This is a genomic window from Spiroplasma endosymbiont of Dioctria linearis (assembly GCF_964030865.1).
Lineage (GTDB): Bacteria > Bacillota_I > Bacilli_A > Mycoplasmatales > Mycoplasmataceae > Spiroplasma_A.
Genome location: NZ_OZ034984.1, coordinates 931178 through 949043, shown reverse-complemented (window position 1 = coordinate 949043; position 17866 = coordinate 931178). Strand labels below are relative to the sequence as shown.

Sequence of the window (17866 nt, the reverse complement as noted above, 5' to 3'; positions counted from 1 at the left end):
TTTATTTTTTTTATATTAGAATAGCAGCTTATTTAATTTACAATAGTTGTAAAGGGGAATGTTATGATTGAAATAAAAAATATAACCAGAAAGTTAGGGAGTTTTGGGTTAAAAGATGTTAGTTTTACAATCAAAAAGGGCTCAGTAGTAGCTTTTGTAGGTGATAATGGTGCGGGTAAAACAACAACAATAAAAGCACTTTTTGGTGAACTTAAATTAGATAGTGGCGAGGTTTTAATTGATGGACAAAGTCTATTTAAAAATAATAACCTTTCAAAGGTGGCTTTTTTTCCAGATTCAAATAATGTACCTTTGGATATAAGAGTTCATGAATATTTACATTATATCTGTGCTGCAAATAATATGGATAAAAATAGAACAGAGTTAAGCATTGATAACGTATATAGATTATTAGACCTTAGACCGTATAAAGATAAAAAAATAAAGGAATTATCGTCAGGTTGAAAAAAGAAAGCTATTATGGCAAGTGTTTTGGTTAGATCACCAGAGTATATTATTTTTGATGAACCAACAGCAAATGTTGATGTTGAATCAAAGTTATACTTTATGAATATTTTTAAACTCCTATCAAAAGTGGGAATAACAATTTTAATTACAAGTCATATAATTGAAGAATTACAAGAGCTTGCGGATTATCTGGTATTAATTAAAAAAGGACAAATCGTGTATGCAAATGATTTTGATAGAAAAAAAGAACACATAATGGATATTTATAAAAAACATATGAATGAACCAATTAAGGATTTGCATATTCTAAGAGACCTATATCGAAATAAAGAGGAAAATGGATAATATGGAAAAAATTGTAATAGATAAAAACTTAAAAAAGAAAAATTTTAAAAACTTTACTTTACTTTATTCAATTAATTTAAAGCTGAGTATGAAAAATGTTGGGTCAATTATTAGTGGAATAATATTTGCATTCGCAACAATGATATTTTTTATAGTCGAATATACAAAAATTATTAAAGCTTCAGATATATCAAGTTATTCATCATTAAAATACTTTACATTTCTAGTAGGCGCAGCATCATTAATTTTTCATGTATTATTAAACTCACTTTATCTATTTAAAAGACAAATCAAAGATGGTATATCATCTATTGAATTAAGAGCTGGATATAAAACCTGAAAATCTTATTTAATTAGAATTCTTATTACTTTTACTGTAGCTTGCATTTATATAACAATACCTTTATTATTTGCTATATTTTTAAATTTGATTAGTTTAAATAATAGTACATTATTCCTTAATTTACATTATTCACAAATATTCTTCTTTTATTTTTTAGCATTATTTTCAACTATTTTTATATCTTTAATAATGGTTATTTTTAAAACATCACTTGCAACTTTATTCTCAATGATATTTATGATTACTGTAGGATTAGCACCAATGTTTGCTTCTCTAAAATTTATTATAAGTACCACAAAAGTGGATAATTGAAAAACAAATATTAAAATGTTTTCTGCACAAGACTTTTATAATACTTTTAAAAAAGATAATGAATTATTTAATGACGATGATGGCAATGGTAATTCATTGTCTTTAAAAGGAATGAATAGTTACTTGATTAATACTTTAGATCCTTTAAAACAGTATGAAGAAACTGAAGAGATTGAACATAAAACTAATAAAAAATTTTCATATAAAATTGTTCCTACAGAAGATTTCTTCCCTGGATGAAACTCAAAGAGATATTTAAGTAAAAATGAGTTTAGTGATTATGGAAACTTTAATTATGAAAAGGCGACACATATTCTTCTTAAAAGTATTGGATTTGGCCAAGTTTATTATAACTATAATGTTTTTGGAGTAAACGATGAAGTAGAGCAACAATATTTATTGGAAAAAACACCTATTTGAAAAATAATTGAAAAAATAAATAAAACTACACTGGAGAATAAGGATGTACTTATTTCTGAAAATAAGAACGAGGTTCCTTCAATATTCGTAAAGGGTGAATCTCAATATTATAAAACTAACAAAGTAGAATCAAACGATATAAATATAGATAATTTTGTAAATCAGATTTCTGAAATATTGCCAGAGTATTCAAATATACTTGTATTTATTAAAAATTTTTATAATAAATACAAGACCTCAATTATTGCTGATAATAATGATTCATATTTTTCAAACAATAAAAGTTATAATGAGATATTTGATTTAGCTCTTGTAAATAGTGGAGGTTTAAGTTACGATAAAAACTTTGATTTTTTTTCTTGAAAAAAAGTATATGAATATGGTCAAGAAAACTTTTATGATAATTTCGCTGATGATTTTTGTAATTTAACTTTAACAGATGAAGATGGTAAAACAAATTTAGAAGTTTGCCGAAATAATAAAATTATAGAGCAAAATAATGAAATGGCTAAAGTCTATAAAAAATTTCCTGAATTAACAATTATTAATGCATTAATTATAAATTTATGAAAAGAGTCAATGGAGTTTGATGTAGTTAGACCAATATTACGAGATAATAAAACTGTAACTATTGATGATGGACTATATTCTTATTTTAATATTTCTAAAAAGTCTAATACTTTAACTACTGATATATCTAGACACTTTGCAGCTATGTCTACTGGATTATTTTCATCTAACTTATTAAATGATTCATATAACTCGGCAGGTACTGTTTTCTTTCAAGGTCAATTTTTAAATATAAAAAATATTTTTGATTTTGAGAACTCTAGTTCAGAAAATCAGTCAAGAGGCTCTTCTATGAAACCCGTTTATGAAAAAAACAAGATAAATAAAAGCACATCATTCATAATACCACTTGCTTACTTTTGTTATATTGTAATTATTATGCCATTTGGTTATGTTGGGTATTTAATTTTTGATAAGAAAGCTAAATTATAGAAAGGAACTTTAATATGATAGAAGTAAAAAATATTACAAGAGACTTAGGTGGTTTTGTTATAAACCAAGTTAGTTTTACAATTAAAAAGGGTTCAGTAGTAGCTTTTGTAGGTGATAATGGTGCAGGTAAAACTACAACAATTAAGGCTCTTTTCGGAGAATTAAAATTAGAGCAAGGAGAAATATTAATGGATGGTAAAAGTATCTTTGAAGAGCAAAACCTTCAAAGAATCGCATTTTTTCCAGATTCAAATAGTGTTCCTTTAAATATGAAATTAAAGGACTATGTTGCATATATTTGTGCAGTTAATAATATATCAAAAAATGCAGCCAAAGAAAATGCTGATAAGGTTTTTAAAATGCTTTCTTTAGAACCATATAAAAATAAAAAAATTAAAAGTTTAAGTGCTGGTTGAAAGAAAAGGGCAATTATGGCAAGTGTACTTGTAAGAACACCTGAATATATTGTTTTTGATGAACCAACAGCAAATGTTGATGTTGAAGCTAAATTATCTTTTATGAATATTCTTCATGAACTTTCTCAAATAGGAGTTACAATCCTAATTACTAGTCATATCTTAGAAGAGTTACAAGAAGTTGCAAATTATGTTGTTTTTATAAGAGATGGAGAAGTAGTTTTGGAAAAGGATTTTGATAATAAAAGTGAATCAATTGCAAAATTATATAAGGAAATAATGGCTGAGAAAAATAATGGGGAAAAACTTTTAAAGGAAATTTATATGAATAAGGAAATGGTGGTTTAATATGGAAACAATTAAAATTAAAGCTTCAAAGATTAACAAAGTAAAAGATTTTAATGGATTTAATACTTTATTTCTTATTAATCTTAAGCGTTTGATAAGAAATAAAGCAGTTTTATCTACAGCTATAATTTCAATTATTATAACTTTTATCTTTTCATCAACCACAGCAGGTTTTTTAAAAACACCTTTTAATGCTATAAATATGGGAGTTATATTTGTCTCAATATCATTTATATGTGAAGTATTTTTCTTTATAGTATTTATGGTTATAATCTCGACGGAATTAATAAAGAAACAAATGCAGGATGGTATTCAAAATATTGAAACAAGATCTGGTATTAAATTTCAAAAATCTTTCTTGCTAAGATGATTTGTATTTATTACCTTTGTTGGTGGAGTAGCAGCTATAAATTCAATTATAAAAATAATTATATCTTCGTCAATTGTCCTTAAATTTGATTTAGTATCAGGTATTATTTTAAGCAATTGTATATTTTATTTTTTTCTAACTATTGCTTGAAGTCCTATTGTATTTTTAGTAACAATTATTTGTTCTATTGCTTGAAGTGTAATGTTAAATATAATGATAGCAATGATTCTTTGTTTGTCATCAATGTTTACTTCAATACCATCAATTATAGAGTACTCAAAACCTATTAATAATATCTCGGTTATGAAAACAAATCTAAAAATAAACATTTCTAAATCATTTTATGAAACATTTAAAGATGATGAAGCAGTTAACTCAATATTTGTAGACTCAGTAGATACTAAAAATAACTCAATTTTTTTAAGTGAGGTTCAAAATAATTTGAACATAGAAACTTTAAATGCTCAAGATATTAATTATTATAAATTATCAAAATTGGGCAAAGAAGAAGGTCAAACTTATAATACTTTAATGGCTGCATTATATGGAGGAGCACCAAGCATTTATTTTCAAGAGGATGAAGAAATTGAGACTGATGAAATAAAACCAATACCAGTTTTAAAAAATACAGAGATTTTTAAAATTTTGGATGAGATTTATCAAACTATTTATCAAGGTATGAAATCAGATAATAATAAACCTACTATATCAAGTCCAGGATATCAAGGCAGTTATATAGATTTTAATAATAGGAGTGAATCTGAATTTCATAATTTATCACCATTAATTAAATGACTAAAAAAACAAGAAACTACAAAAAAATATAGCTCTCTATTGAATTGAACAAATTCAATTTACTCTAAGTATATTTTTGCTTTATCAGCAACAAGAAACCTTTTTGATGATAGCACTTATGTATTTGCAAGTAATTTTAGTCATTTATCTACTTCAATTAGTAATAATGATATAGAAGAAAATGATGAGATATATAAAGTTTACCTAAGATACCCAGAACTATTAATTATTAATAATATTATTACAGAAGCATGACTAAATAATATGTTTTGAAGAGGAGAACTTTATAATGCAGATTGAACTTCTGGTTCCGCAGAGGATGGAAATATGTTCAAGACGCCTTATGAAGCTTATGACGCATATCAAAAGTGGACAAATGAATCTATTCTAAAAAATAATATTAATATTTTTCAACATTTTTCATCAATGCATAGTCAATTATTCGGAAGTTCTTTAAATAAAGATCTAATGTTTTCTGCTTCTGTATTATCATATACAGGAATAACAACTGGTTATTCTAACTATACAGATTTGGCTAAGTATGATTTAAGAGAAAACAAGGGCAATGAACCTTTAAGTCCTATTTTTTCAAAAGTTAACTTAAAGAAAAAAATTAGTTATAATGTACCAGTAATTTATATGATATACTTACTCTTGTCATTTGGTTTAAACTATTTGGCTTACATAATTTGATCAAGAAAGTCGAAAATATAAAAGGGTAAAATAAATGAATAAAGATTTTTTTGTAAGATACATAGATGATGAATCTTTAATTGAATATAAAGAAAAAACAGAATTTAAAAAAAGCAAAGGCTTTTTTGGACTCTGATTTTTTTATTGAAAAAAACATAAAGTAAAATCTATTTTTGCAATATCTTTTATAATTTTGGTTTCTTGTCTTTCTGTTTTTAACATCCTAATAGCAAGGCAAATAACCTCTATTTTAATTGGAGAATCTTTAATAGAGACTTTAAATAATAAAGAGTTACTATCTGAAATTATAAAAGGTTTAATTCCATTTATTGAAGAAGATAAAAAAGAAATTTTTAACCAAATTGAAGAATTTATTTTGAGCAATGATTTAGAAATGCCAAAGGAACTTATTAATAATATTTTACAAAAATTTTATTTTGATTATTTAAGTTATGATGGTAAAAATGTGGTTGCTATCTTTTTTGGACTTTCTATTACAAAAATTCAATGAGTATATATTCTTTTGGCAACAATAGTACTTGTAATAATTTGTATGTATATAGCTTATTGTTTTTGTGGGATTATTAGTGAGGAAGCTCAAACTGATTTAAAAAATAAATTAATTAAGTCATTATTAACAAAAAATGTAGACTTTTATAATAAAAACTCTCAAGGAAAAATTACTGAGACAATAGTTAAAGATTGCAAAAATATTTCTGAGCAATTAAAAGTTGCTCCAATAATTTTATTATTTATAGTTTTTTCAACAATTGGCTCTACAGCAATGCTAGTTTATATTGATAAATTAATTTCAATATTAATGTTTAGCTTAATACTAGGAGTAATGTTAATTGCTTTATTTGTAGTTTTACTTATTGCAAAACCAGTAAAAAAAAGTATGGAGGCTAAATCAAAAAGTGACTCTGAGATTACGGAAAAAATATCTGCAATAAGATTAATTAAATCAACAGGAACATGAGAAAAAGAAATTGAGCACTTTAGTGAAGAGAATGAAAAACAAAATAAGTATAATAAAAAATTAAATTTTGCAATATCTATAATCCCTGGGATTATAATTGGAGCAGTAGGATGTTTAACTTTATCATCAATAGTTTTTGGAGTTTTCATTTATGCTTCAGATACAAGTAAATTAATAACTGTTTTTTCTACATTTACTGCAGGTATTTTTGTTATGGTAACACCAATATTTCAATTAAATACAATTCTCCAAAGTATCAGTTCAACAAATAAATCATCTCAAAATATTGCAAGTATTGTAAATGATGAAGATAACATAGTTGATATTAAAGAACCTAAATTTATTGAAGAAAAAGAAATAGAAAGCATTGTTTTTGAGAATGTTTCTTTTGCTTATCCAGCTTCTCCTGAAAATAATATTCTTAATAATTTATCAATAAGTTTTGAAAAAGGAAAATCATATGCTTTTGTTGGACCCTCAGGATGTGGTAAATCTACAGTTACAAGGTTACTTTTAAGATTTTATGAAAATTATGAAGGCTCAATAAAAGTAAATGGTGATATGGAATTAAAAGATATAGATTTAAAAAACTGACTTCAAAATATTGGTTATGTAGATCAAGAACCACAAATTCTTTCAGGAACAATTAAAGAAAATTTACTTTATGTTAAAAATGATGCCACTGATGATGAAATAATAGAAGCTTGTCAAAAAGCCAAGCTTCATGATTTAATAATGAGTTGAGAAAATCAGTATGATACATTTTTATTTGAAAGAGGAAAACAATTATCAGGTGGTCAAAAACAAAGACTTGTTATAGCAAGAACATTTTTAAAGAACCCAAGCCTAATTATTTTAGATGAAGCTACAAGTGCTTTAGATAATTTAGTTGAAAAGGAAATCTCTATTGAACTTGATAAATTAATAGTAGGAAAAACTACAATAACAATAGCACATAGATTAACTACAATTAAAAATTATGACAAGATTTTTGTATTAGACTCATTTAAAAAGATTGCGCAAGTTGGAACCTTTAACGAGTTAATAAAAAAAGAGGGATTATTTAAGGATTTATATGAAGTAGATAAGGGAGAAAGTTAAAATGATAAAAATTAAAAATATTTTTAATGCTAAAAATAATTGAAAAACTACACTTATCTTATATTCAATTTTATCTTTACTTTCAATTCTTATGTTATTTTTTATGCCAATGCTATTTGAAACTGAAAGTGGAAGCTTCATAAAATTAAATCTAATTGGTAAAAAAGAAGGTTCAATTTATTTTGCACAAAAACAAATTGAAAATTATGAAGCTAAAATTTTATGAGATTTTGATTATACTTTTGTTTTATTTACATATCAAAATCTTTGAATTTATTTTGGATGATTCTTTTTTATACTTTTACTTACTTTAAATCACTTTAATTTATTAAAAAAAACTGGTGGTACTAGAAGAATTGTGAGTGCATCAATTATTTTAATAGTTTCATTTTTTTTATTAATTAGCACAATAAACTATATGGTGGCTTATCCTCAATGAATTGATGCATATGGAAAAGTTACTCAGCAAGTGCTGAAAAAGGCAAGACTAGGAAAATTAAAACAAGCTTTAATGTTTATTTTTGCAGGTATTTTTATAATTATGAGTTGTTACAATATTTATATAGAAAAAAAAGTAACATATAAGGTCAATAAGGAAATAATTGAGAATAAAAAATTAAAGACATTATAAACAACTAATTATTAGTTGCAGTTTAATATTTTTTCAAACATATTTTTAAAATACTTTATATAACGATATAAAGTATTTGTTAATGTAAAAAGGTTTTCTTTTTAAGAAGCATTTAATAAACCAAAAACTGAATTTATATTAAATTTTTATAAATTTAGTTTGTTATTAATTTTTTATTTAGAAGCTTTATGAATTAATAGATTAAGATTGAAAGAGTCAAAAAAATACATAATTAATATAAAAGAGACTTTGTTTTTAATAGTTTTTAAAACTAGTAATGAGGATATTATAAATTTAAAAAATTAACAAGAGATAAAGAGAATTTAAATTAAGCAATGAGATTTAAAAATAATAATAAGAATTAATCTAAAAAGTTAAATAAAAGGAGATTAATAGTAGCTCATAACTTTATAATTAAATATTGTAATTAGAATACTTTGTTGACAAATAATTCAGCAGAAAAATTTATTATCATTAAATATTAAAAATAGGTCAAGATAAAAGTAAAAATCTAGATGTTAAAAAAGATTTAAAGTTATACCTTTTTAACTATAAAAGTATAACTAATAGGTATATAATTTTTATGTCAATTAAGACAAGAAGGAAAATGAAATGAGAAAAATATTATCGATTTTAGCAACAACTAGTTTAGTTGCTTCAGCAAGTGTAGCAGTTGTATCTTGTAATACAAAACAAAATAGTGATTTTAAACTTCCAAAATTCCCTACTAATGTGGATGAGGCTAAAAAAATTATATTAGATTTATCTAAGAAACAAGCAGTTACTGAATTTAAAATTGATGAAATGGTTGAAGAGGAAAAGGATGACTCTGAAATTGAAAATTTTGAAATAAAAAGTAGATTTGAGGAATATTATACAATTATACTGGTAGCGGCCCATAAAATTGTAAAAATGGAAAGCAAAGATACTATTATTAGTGTTTGAAAGTATAATGAAGATAATGTATTAGTAGAAACTGAGATGGTGTTATGAAAATATGCATCAGTATCAGATTTTTATGATGAAAATTATGCTTTTCACGATTTAGACCTAATGATAAAACAAGATCTATCAAAATTTTCAGAGTCAATAAAAGGTCTTGAGGAAAGGATAGATAATTTTAAAAAAATACGTATATGATGATTAGAAGGAAGAGAAGTAACAGCATTTAGTGAACAATTTAATTATTCAGAAACTGAACTTGAACTAGAAAGTCGAGATAAGGATGAAGCAGTTAGATTAGGTCTTGAATTAAGTAAAAATAAAGATATAAATGAAAAAAATATAAACTTTAGAGGATGAGGAAATAATGAAGATGGTAGCGGTGAGCATTTTGCTTTGGCCTCAAATGAAATTGATAAGTATATAGGTTATGCAATATTTAACTGTTCTATTAAATAAAAAATTAGGAAAAGGGTCTTAGTAACTAATTTTAGATAAATTATTATCTCTAACTAAGTATTTAAAAATCTAAGCTTTTGTTAATATAATTCTCTGAATAACATTAATAAATAAAGGATTTATTAATTTATATAAGGAGAATTTTTATTTTAAGTATTTCTAGAGTAGGAATATTAAATCATAAAAATTATATTCGAGAGGTTTGAAGAACTCTTATTCAAACAATCAAGGAGAATTATAAAATAAAATTTCTTAATATTTTTAAAATAATAATATCAAACAACTAATAATTAGTTGTTTTTTTATATTCTGTTTACACTCTATATATGCAATATTTGTTATAATATATTTGTTTTAAAGGAGAGATTTTAATGTCTAAAAAAATGTCAGGAATTGGTGCAAGTAATGGTATATCAATCGCCAAGGTTTATATATTAGATGAACAACCAATAATTATTTCAGATGTAATACCAAAAAATATTGAATCAGAATTAACTCTTGTAACTTCATCAATTGCAAAAGCTAAAGTTGATTTAGAAAATTTGCAAGTAATTGCAAAAGAAAAACTAGGGGAAGAAAAGGCCGCTATTTTTGAAGCTCATGCTTCAATATTAGAAGATCCAGCAATGGCAGAAGAATTTACAACTTTAATTAAGGATAAAAATTATAATGCTGCAAAAGCTATTAAAGAAGTAACCGATAAGTATATGGCAATGTTCGAAGCAATGGATGATGAATATTTTAAAGAAAGAGCTGCAGATATTAAAGATGTAACTGAAAGATTAATTAGATATGTTTTAAATCTCCCTGTAGCAGATTTAGCAACAATTAGTGAAGAAGTTATTATTGTTGCTGAAGATTTAACTCCATCTCAAACTGCACAATTAAATCCAAAATTTGTAAAGGGTTTTGCATGTAATATTGGAGGAAGAACTAGTCATGCCGCTATTATGGCAAGAAGTTTAGAAATTCCTGCAGTTTTAGGTTTGAAAACTATTTTATGTGACGTGAAAGATAAAGATATTTTAGCAATAAATGGTGAAACTGGTGATATTGAAATTAATCCTTCAGATAAAAATCAATGAAAAAAATTGGCAGAAAGCTTTGAAAAAGAAAAAGAAGAATTAAAAAAATTAAAAGATAAGCCAACTTTAACTAAAGATGGCTTTGATGGCTTTATTTTAGAGGGAAATATTGGAAGTCCTAAGGATGTAGAATCTGTTCTTGAAAATGGTGGAGAGGGAATAGGTTTATTTAGAAGTGAATTCTTATACATGGACAATGATCATTTTCCAACAGAAGAAGAGCAATTTGTTTCATATAAAAAAGTCGTTGAAGATATGAAAGGTAAAATCACTATTATTAGGACTTTAGATATTGGTGGTGATAAAAAGTTATCATATTTCTCATTCCCACACGAAATGAACCCATTTCTGGGATATCGTGCAATTAGATTTACTTTAGATAGAAAAGATATTTTTAGAGATCAAATAAGAGCTTTACTACGAGCTAGTGCTTTTGGGCCAGTAGGAATAATGTTTCCAATGATAGCAACAATTGATGAATTTTTAGCTGCAAAAAAATTTACATTAGAATGTAAAGAAGAATTAAAAAAGGAAGGAATTAAAGTTGGTAAAGATTTACAAATTGGAATGATGGTTGAAATTCCAGCAGCAGCAGTCAACGCTGAAAATTTTGCTAAACATGCGGACTTCTTTTCAGTAGGAACAAATGATTTGATTCAATATGCAATGGCAGCTGATAGAATGAGTGAAAATGTTACTTACTTATATCAACCATACAATCCCTCAATTTTAAAATTATTAAAAATGACAATTGATGGTGCACACAAACACGGAAAATGAGCTGGAATGTGTGGAGAAATGGCAGGTGAACCAGATGCTCTTCCCTTATTAATGGGTTTAGGACTTGATGCTTATTCAATGTCAGCAACAAGTATTTTAAAGGCTAGAAGCATTATGTCAAAATTAACTTTAAAAGAAGTAAAACAATTAGCAGATAAAGCTTTAGAATGTGAGACTTCTTCTGAGGTTTTAAAATTAGTTAAAGAAGTAATGAAAAACAAGTAATTCGTAAGAATTATTTTTTTTATTTAAAAATATAATAATAACATTTTTTTATTGTAAAATAATGTTTGAGGAGAAAGTAAATTATGGGATTATTCACAAAAAATAAAAAGCTAGAGGTTTTTGCACCAGTTGATGGTGAAATTATTGACCTATCAAAAGTAGAAGACGAAGTATTTTCAGAAAAAATGCTTGGAGATGGAATAGCATTTATTCCTGATAATGGAGAATTTGTAGCACCAATAGATGGAAAACTTGTAACAGTTTTTCCAAGTGGTCATGCATATGGTATAGCAAACTCAAATGGAGTTGAAATATTATTACACATTGGCTTAGATACAGTTTCACTAAATGGTGAAGGATTTGATATTAAAGTAAAACAAGGATCAAATATTAAAGCTGGAGAATTATTAGTAAACGTAGATATGGCAAAGGTATCTAAAAAAGTACCTTCAATGAATACACCATTAATTTTTACAACTGATTCTATGAGTGGAAGAAAATTTGAAGTTTTAAAAACTGGTAAAGTAAAAAAAGGTGATTTAATAATTGAAGTTAAGTAATTTAAATATTTAAAAGACCCTATTAGTTAGGGCTTTTTATTTTTTTAGAAGCTTTTTGGAGTAAAATTAAAAAGGTGATTTAATGCAAGAAAAGGTAAACAAATTTAGAGATAAGCACTTCGGTTTAAGCGAAGAAACAAAATTTAGATTTGATATATTAAATTATAAAACTGATGGAATGATTTTTATAACTTCCGTACTAATAGTCCCATTTATTTTGTCTATATTTATTGCTCTTTTTGGTAATAATAATAAGGAAGCTTTTGCTCTTTTATATTTAGTATCCGTTATTATTGGAATGGTTTTTAATATTTTAAGAAACGGACCTGGGTTTTTTAAAGGTGGTTATTTTTGAATTTATCTACTAATTATAGGTCCACAGATAGTTTTTATTTTTACTGGACTTATAATGCTTTTAATTAACTCGGCTTTAAATAATGATAAAGAATTAATATCTGCCTTTTCTTCAATTCTGACTATGATTTTAACAGAGGTTATAATCATAATTTTGGCTATATTTTATGATAGAAAAATATTTAAAAGATTTAAAGAAACTTTAAAAACTAAATGAAAAGAAATTATTATAATAGGAGTTGCAGGTACAGTAATACTGTATTTCGTTTCAACTTTTATTTTTTTAAATTTAATTGAGACAAAGTTAATGGGAGCCTCAGAAAGTGAGAACCAAAAAAACTTAATTGGTATACTGAGAGATAGTGATAAGTCAATTAAAATAACATATATTATTTTATTATTTATACTTACTGTTGTTGTTGCTCCATTTTGTGAAGAGTTATGCCTTAGAAATTGCTTCAACTTAAATGCTTCAAATAGATGATTAGGTTTTGTAGGAAGTGCAATGTTTTTTGGGTTTGTTCATTATGGACCAGCCTTTGATTTTCAACATATTCTTAGTTATTCTTCAGCAGGTTTTATATTATCAGGAGTATTTTTATTTACTAAAGGGAATATGACTTTCTCATGAATAGTACACTTGCTAAATAATTTATTAGCATTTATTTTAATCTTATTTATTATTTAAAAACAGAAAAAAAGAGGTTACTTATGACAATAATAAAAGTCAATCAAAACGATGTTGATCAAACAGTCTTTAATTTTATTAAAAAAAATTTTAAATCTACTAATTTATCTATTATTTATAAATGATTTAGAAAAGGAAAAATTAAAGTTAATGATATTAAAATTAAAGATACAAAACAAAAAATAAAATTAAATGATGAAGTCAAAATTTATGATAGTAGTGAAACTGAGAAAAGAGATCAGTTTTTGGAAGTGGACTTTTCTGAACTAGAAATAGTTTATGAAGATGAAAATATTGTAATTGTAGATAAACCAGCTAATCTTGAAGTGCACTCACCAGTGAATATAAATTTAGATCAAATGGTAAAAAGTTATTTGAAAAATAAAAATGAATATAATCCTGATTTGGAAAATAGTTTTGTCATTAGTCATGTTCATAGAATTGACAAACTAACAAAGGGGTTAGTCATTTATGCAAAAAATAAAATTACTTTGGATATTCTTTTAAATGAGTTAAATAATAAAACTAAAATAAAAAAACTTTATTTAGCAAAAACAGAAAATGATAATTTGCAGACAGGAAAAATATCAGGATATATTAAATATGATAATGATAATCAAAAGGCAAAATTTAGAATTGATAAATTTAACAATGCTAAAAAGGTTGAACAAGTAAATAAGTTAATTGATGAAAAAAATAATATATATGAAGTTCAAATATTAACAGGTAGAAAACACCAAATTAGAGCTGTTTGCAATTTTTATAAATCTCCAATATGTAAAGATTTTAGATACGGTGGTAAGAGAAGTCATCTAAGAGAAATTGATTTAATTGCCTATAAGATAGTTTTTAATAATTTTGAAGGTCATTTAGAATATTTAAATGGTAATGAATACAAATCAAAATATAGCTTTTAATGTTAAAATTAAAATAATATATTAGGAGGTTTGAGATGTTATCTACAAGACAAGGTATTTTTAGTGTTATTGTTGGTACAACAATCTCTACTCTAAATGCAATAATTCAATTTTTAACAATGTACTGAGTTTTAGAAAAATTTGGAACTGAGTTTAACGGGTTTGTGCGTTTAGTAACATCATTCTCTGCAATTATTGCAACAGCAGAGGGAGCATTAGGGATTGCTGCTTCAATTTTACTTGTAAAACCATTAGTAACTAATGATTGAATTAGTGCAAATGAGATTTACTCAACAGCAAAAAAAAGTTTTAGAAGATCAGCTATTGTTGGATTAGTCTTAGTTACAGTAACTGCACTTGCTTACCCATTATATGCAGGAGTAAATGCACAAGATAGTAGCATTTTTGATCCAAATAGTTGAACCAATATTGGTTTGAATTTAACTGATGAAAAATTTGCCCCATATTGACAATTAATGATTATTGCTTTAATCTTTGGGTCAAAAAACTTTGTTTCTGCTTACTGATTTAGCGTCTATGAAACTATAATTATAGCTGATAATAAAAATGTTATAAGAAGAATAACAATTCTTTTTACAGATATTTTAGTAAATGGATTAACTTTTTATTTATTGGCAAAGGCTAGTAATCCAGTAATAGCATTTATTCCTATATTACTCTATTCTCCTGTAAAGGGATTATTAATATATTTATATGTTAGAAAAAAATATTTATGATTGAAATATTATCGAGATTTCAATAGTTTCAAATTAAATACCACAACTTCAAAAATAACTTGATCTAACTTAGGATCAACATTATTATTAAATTCAGATATTGCTATAGCTTCAGTAATTTTTGGCCTAAATGTTTCATCAACGCTTTCACTTTATTTAGTTGTTGCTCTAAATGTTAGGCTAATAATGACAAATTTTATTGTATCCTTTAGAGAGTTTTTTGTTACATTAGTTGCAAGAAGAGGAAGAATTAATTGAAATAGTTATGCAAAATATGAGCTCTATAGTTATTTAATAGCGGCCTTTACATTTATTAATATGTCTATATTATCTCCATACTTTGTTAGTGCACTTTATGGTAAAAATATTACTTTAACAGACCCAACAAACCCAAGTACAAAGGCCTTTGAATTTATGTTTTATACACCAATTTTTTCAATGCTTTATGCTGCAGTTACTGCATTTACAATTCTTTGCGATAGTCAAATGACTTTAATTCAGGCAAAAGGAAGATATGGCGAAGTTTCAAAATTTCAAAATATAATTGGGGTTGTTTATATAATTACAGCTGTTTTAGTACCATTTATATTAGTTACAGCTGGTGTTGGGGGAATTAATAGTTTAGTTATTGGAGTTGTTAGTATGTATTTAATTAAGTTACTTTGCTTAATTATTAGATATGGCTATTTATGAATTTATGTTTGAAAATATGTCACTTACAACTCTAATAAAAAATATGTTATAAATAATTTCTTAATATTGATTGTTCCTACATTTATTGCTATTTTATTAAATGCATTTTTAATTAGTAAATACTTAGATATTAGAAGTGCTACAGGAGAAGGAGCTCATATTGCTCCTCTAATTGGTTTATTCTTTGGAACAATATTGTCAACAATTTTTATTCTAATTTTATTCTCATATGTTCTTAATGCAAAACTATTTAATGGTATTATAAGAAATCTTCCAATTATTCAAAAAACTCTTTTAAGAAGAGATTCTCAATCAAGAAAGAAAAACTTAGAGGAATATGGAATAGATGTAGATGAAATTGTTGACAAAGGAAATCAAATTTCTCATGCTATGTATGGTATTGAAGATACAACAGTCAGTTCCTCAGTAATTAATGAATCAACAGTGATTAACGTCAATCCAAAAAATGAAAATATTTATGTTCTAAAAGGCAAATAAAATTGATATAAATCAATTTTTTTATTTAGTTTTTAAGAATCTTTAAGCACTTTCTAGGTGCTATAATTTATAAAGGTGAAAATATGATAAGTTCTTCAATATTTATTGCAATAGGAATATCAATGTTATATTTGTTTATGTTTTATACATCAGGCTTAATATTCATTGAATTTTTTAAATTTAAAATTAAGAATCACTTTGTAGCAATAGCCACAGGTTTTTTTAGTTATTTTACTTTTATATCAGTATTCACTTTTCCATTGCAATTAATATCAGTTCTTCCATATGTTTTTTTTGTGTATTATATATTTGCAATATCTTTAATTTATCTTCTATTTTGTTTTATTTTTATAAAGTTTTGATTAAACACTAATTTTTTAAAAATTGACTCTCTAATATTTTTAGTAGTAGTGGTTATTTTTATAGCTATTGATTATGCATCAATTAACTATATCTCAAAAGAAAATTTTAGTAGACATAAAAATACTTTGGCTATTTTGTATTGATTAAAAGATAACCCCGTATCTTTTTTTAATGATTCAACTTTATTTAACTTTCTTGGATTTAAGCCGTTTCAGGGTTGATATACTTTTCAACTTTCAGTAATAATGATGGTAAATATTGAACCATATCAGTATAAGGATTTAATTGTTCCGTTATTAATTATTTTAGATGCCTTTATAATTACTTCAATCTTGTTCTTATTTTATGAATCTTTTACTCCAAAAATGAAAATAAATAATAGAATAACTGTTTTCATTATTAGTTTTATAACATTTATCACTACAAGAATAATTTTCTGGTGATTAGATTATTCCATTTTTACAGGTGATATGATTCTTCTTTATTTAATATTTTATGCAGCAACTTTATTATTAAGATATACAACAGCCAATGTTAGGGAAAGGTATAGTCCAATTTTTATAGGGTTTGTATTAGGAGGATATATATCCTTTTCTTGAGATAGTTCTTATCAAATATTATTTTTATTGTATGCATTTATTTTTACAATTCAAAGAAGATTTAATCAAAATTTTACAAAGGATATTTTAAAAATAGCAATATTTCCCATGATTGGATTCATATTTTATAATATTATTTTAAGCTTATATTTACAGGTTATTATTTTTGGATTTATACTTTTAATTATGTTACTAGCTTCCTACTTAATGAATAGGAGATATTCTTTTGTTGTCAAATTCGAAACTTTTTTAGAAACAAGAAGTCTATTCACTGTTTTATTTGTACCTTTATTTTTTATGATGATATCAACAGGATTTTTTTTGGCTTTTAATGAAAACATTTTATCTGAAGAGTATAACTCTCTAAATATAATTTACATATGAACTTCATTAATAAAGAATGATATTGCAAAACAGTTTTTAACTTTCATAATATCAATGACTTTACTAACTTGTTCATTTGTATGAGTTTTCTTTAGAAAAAAAATTAAGTATGATTTAATAACGAACTCTATTGATTTATTTTTAATTAGTTATTTAACATTCTATAATCCAATTTCTGTAAGATTCATAAGTACATTTTATCCAAAAATGTTTGAAACAAATGGAGTGGTTTTAATAGTCTTGCTATTTACATTTATAAATACTTTGCCTTATGCGATAAGAACAAAGAAAACAATTGAAGAAATAAATGATGTAGTAATTATAAAAAAATATTCAAGAGTGAATTTTTAATAGGAGGT

Annotated in this window: 13 protein-coding genes; all 13 read left to right on the top strand. The window is 25.0% G+C overall.

The window, feature by feature from the left end; all coding sequences use genetic code 4:
- The first annotated feature begins 63 nt into the window (after positions 1 to 63).
- The 13 genes from AAHM84_RS04090 to AAHM84_RS04030 all read left to right on the top strand — a co-directional run bounded on the left by AAHM84_RS04090 (position 64) and on the right by AAHM84_RS04030 (position 17858).
- Entirely contained in the window at positions 64 to 813 is a 750-nt protein-coding gene (locus AAHM84_RS04090) for an ABC transporter ATP-binding protein (RefSeq protein ID WP_342258645.1), read from the top strand.
- A 1-nt stretch (position 814) separates the two neighbouring features.
- Complete coding sequence (locus AAHM84_RS04085; protein WP_342258644.1) at positions 815 to 2890, top strand: hypothetical protein; 2076 nt, start codon at positions 815 to 817, stop codon at positions 2888 to 2890.
- Positions 2891 to 2904: 14 nt separating this feature from the next.
- Positions 2905 to 3654, top strand: coding sequence for an ABC transporter ATP-binding protein (locus AAHM84_RS04080; RefSeq protein WP_342258643.1), 750 nt, complete (start codon positions 2905 to 2907; stop codon positions 3652 to 3654).
- 1 nt (position 3655) lies between these two features.
- Positions 3656 to 5533 carry a hypothetical protein gene (locus AAHM84_RS04075; RefSeq protein ID WP_342258642.1) on the top strand — a complete coding sequence of 626 codons (1878 nt, stop codon included), beginning with the start codon at positions 3656 to 3658 and terminating at the stop codon, positions 5531 to 5533.
- Positions 5534 to 5546: 13 nt separating this feature from the next.
- A complete protein-coding gene (locus AAHM84_RS04070) occupies positions 5547 to 7592 on the top strand; it encodes an ABC transporter ATP-binding protein (RefSeq protein WP_342258641.1) in 2046 nt (681 codons plus the stop codon).
- Position 7593: 1 nt separating this feature from the next.
- A complete protein-coding gene (locus tag AAHM84_RS04065) occupies positions 7594 to 8223 on the top strand; it encodes a hypothetical protein (protein ID WP_342258640.1) in 630 nt (209 codons plus the stop codon).
- A gap of 612 nt (positions 8224 to 8835) precedes the next feature.
- Positions 8836 to 9624 carry a lipoprotein gene (locus AAHM84_RS04060; RefSeq protein ID WP_342258639.1) on the top strand — a complete coding sequence of 263 codons (789 nt, stop codon included), beginning with the start codon at positions 8836 to 8838 and terminating at the stop codon, positions 9622 to 9624.
- Between the two features lie 371 nt (positions 9625 to 9995).
- Positions 9996 to 11714: a phosphoenolpyruvate--protein phosphotransferase gene (gene ptsP / locus AAHM84_RS04055; RefSeq protein WP_342258638.1), complete on the top strand. Its 1719-nt coding sequence runs from the start codon at positions 9996 to 9998 to the stop codon at positions 11712 to 11714.
- 83 nt (positions 11715 to 11797) lie between these two features.
- Positions 11798 to 12274, top strand: coding sequence for a PTS glucose transporter subunit IIA (locus AAHM84_RS04050; protein ID WP_339029782.1), 477 nt, complete (start codon positions 11798 to 11800; stop codon positions 12272 to 12274).
- Positions 12275 to 12356: 82 nt separating this feature from the next.
- Positions 12357 to 13316: a CPBP family intramembrane glutamic endopeptidase gene (locus AAHM84_RS04045; protein ID WP_342258637.1), complete on the top strand. Its 960-nt coding sequence runs from the start codon at positions 12357 to 12359 to the stop codon at positions 13314 to 13316.
- A gap of 23 nt (positions 13317 to 13339) precedes the next feature.
- Complete coding sequence (locus AAHM84_RS04040) at positions 13340 to 14233, top strand: RluA family pseudouridine synthase (RefSeq protein WP_342258636.1); 894 nt, start codon at positions 13340 to 13342, stop codon at positions 14231 to 14233.
- 35 nt (positions 14234 to 14268) lie between these two features.
- Entirely contained in the window at positions 14269 to 16161 is a 1893-nt protein-coding gene (locus tag AAHM84_RS04035) for a hypothetical protein (protein ID WP_342258635.1), read from the top strand.
- Between the two features lie 83 nt (positions 16162 to 16244).
- Positions 16245 to 17858, top strand: a complete 1614-nt coding sequence (locus AAHM84_RS04030; protein ID WP_342258634.1) for a hypothetical protein — start codon at positions 16245 to 16247, stop codon at positions 17856 to 17858.
- Positions 17859 to 17866: the final 8 nt, after the last annotated feature.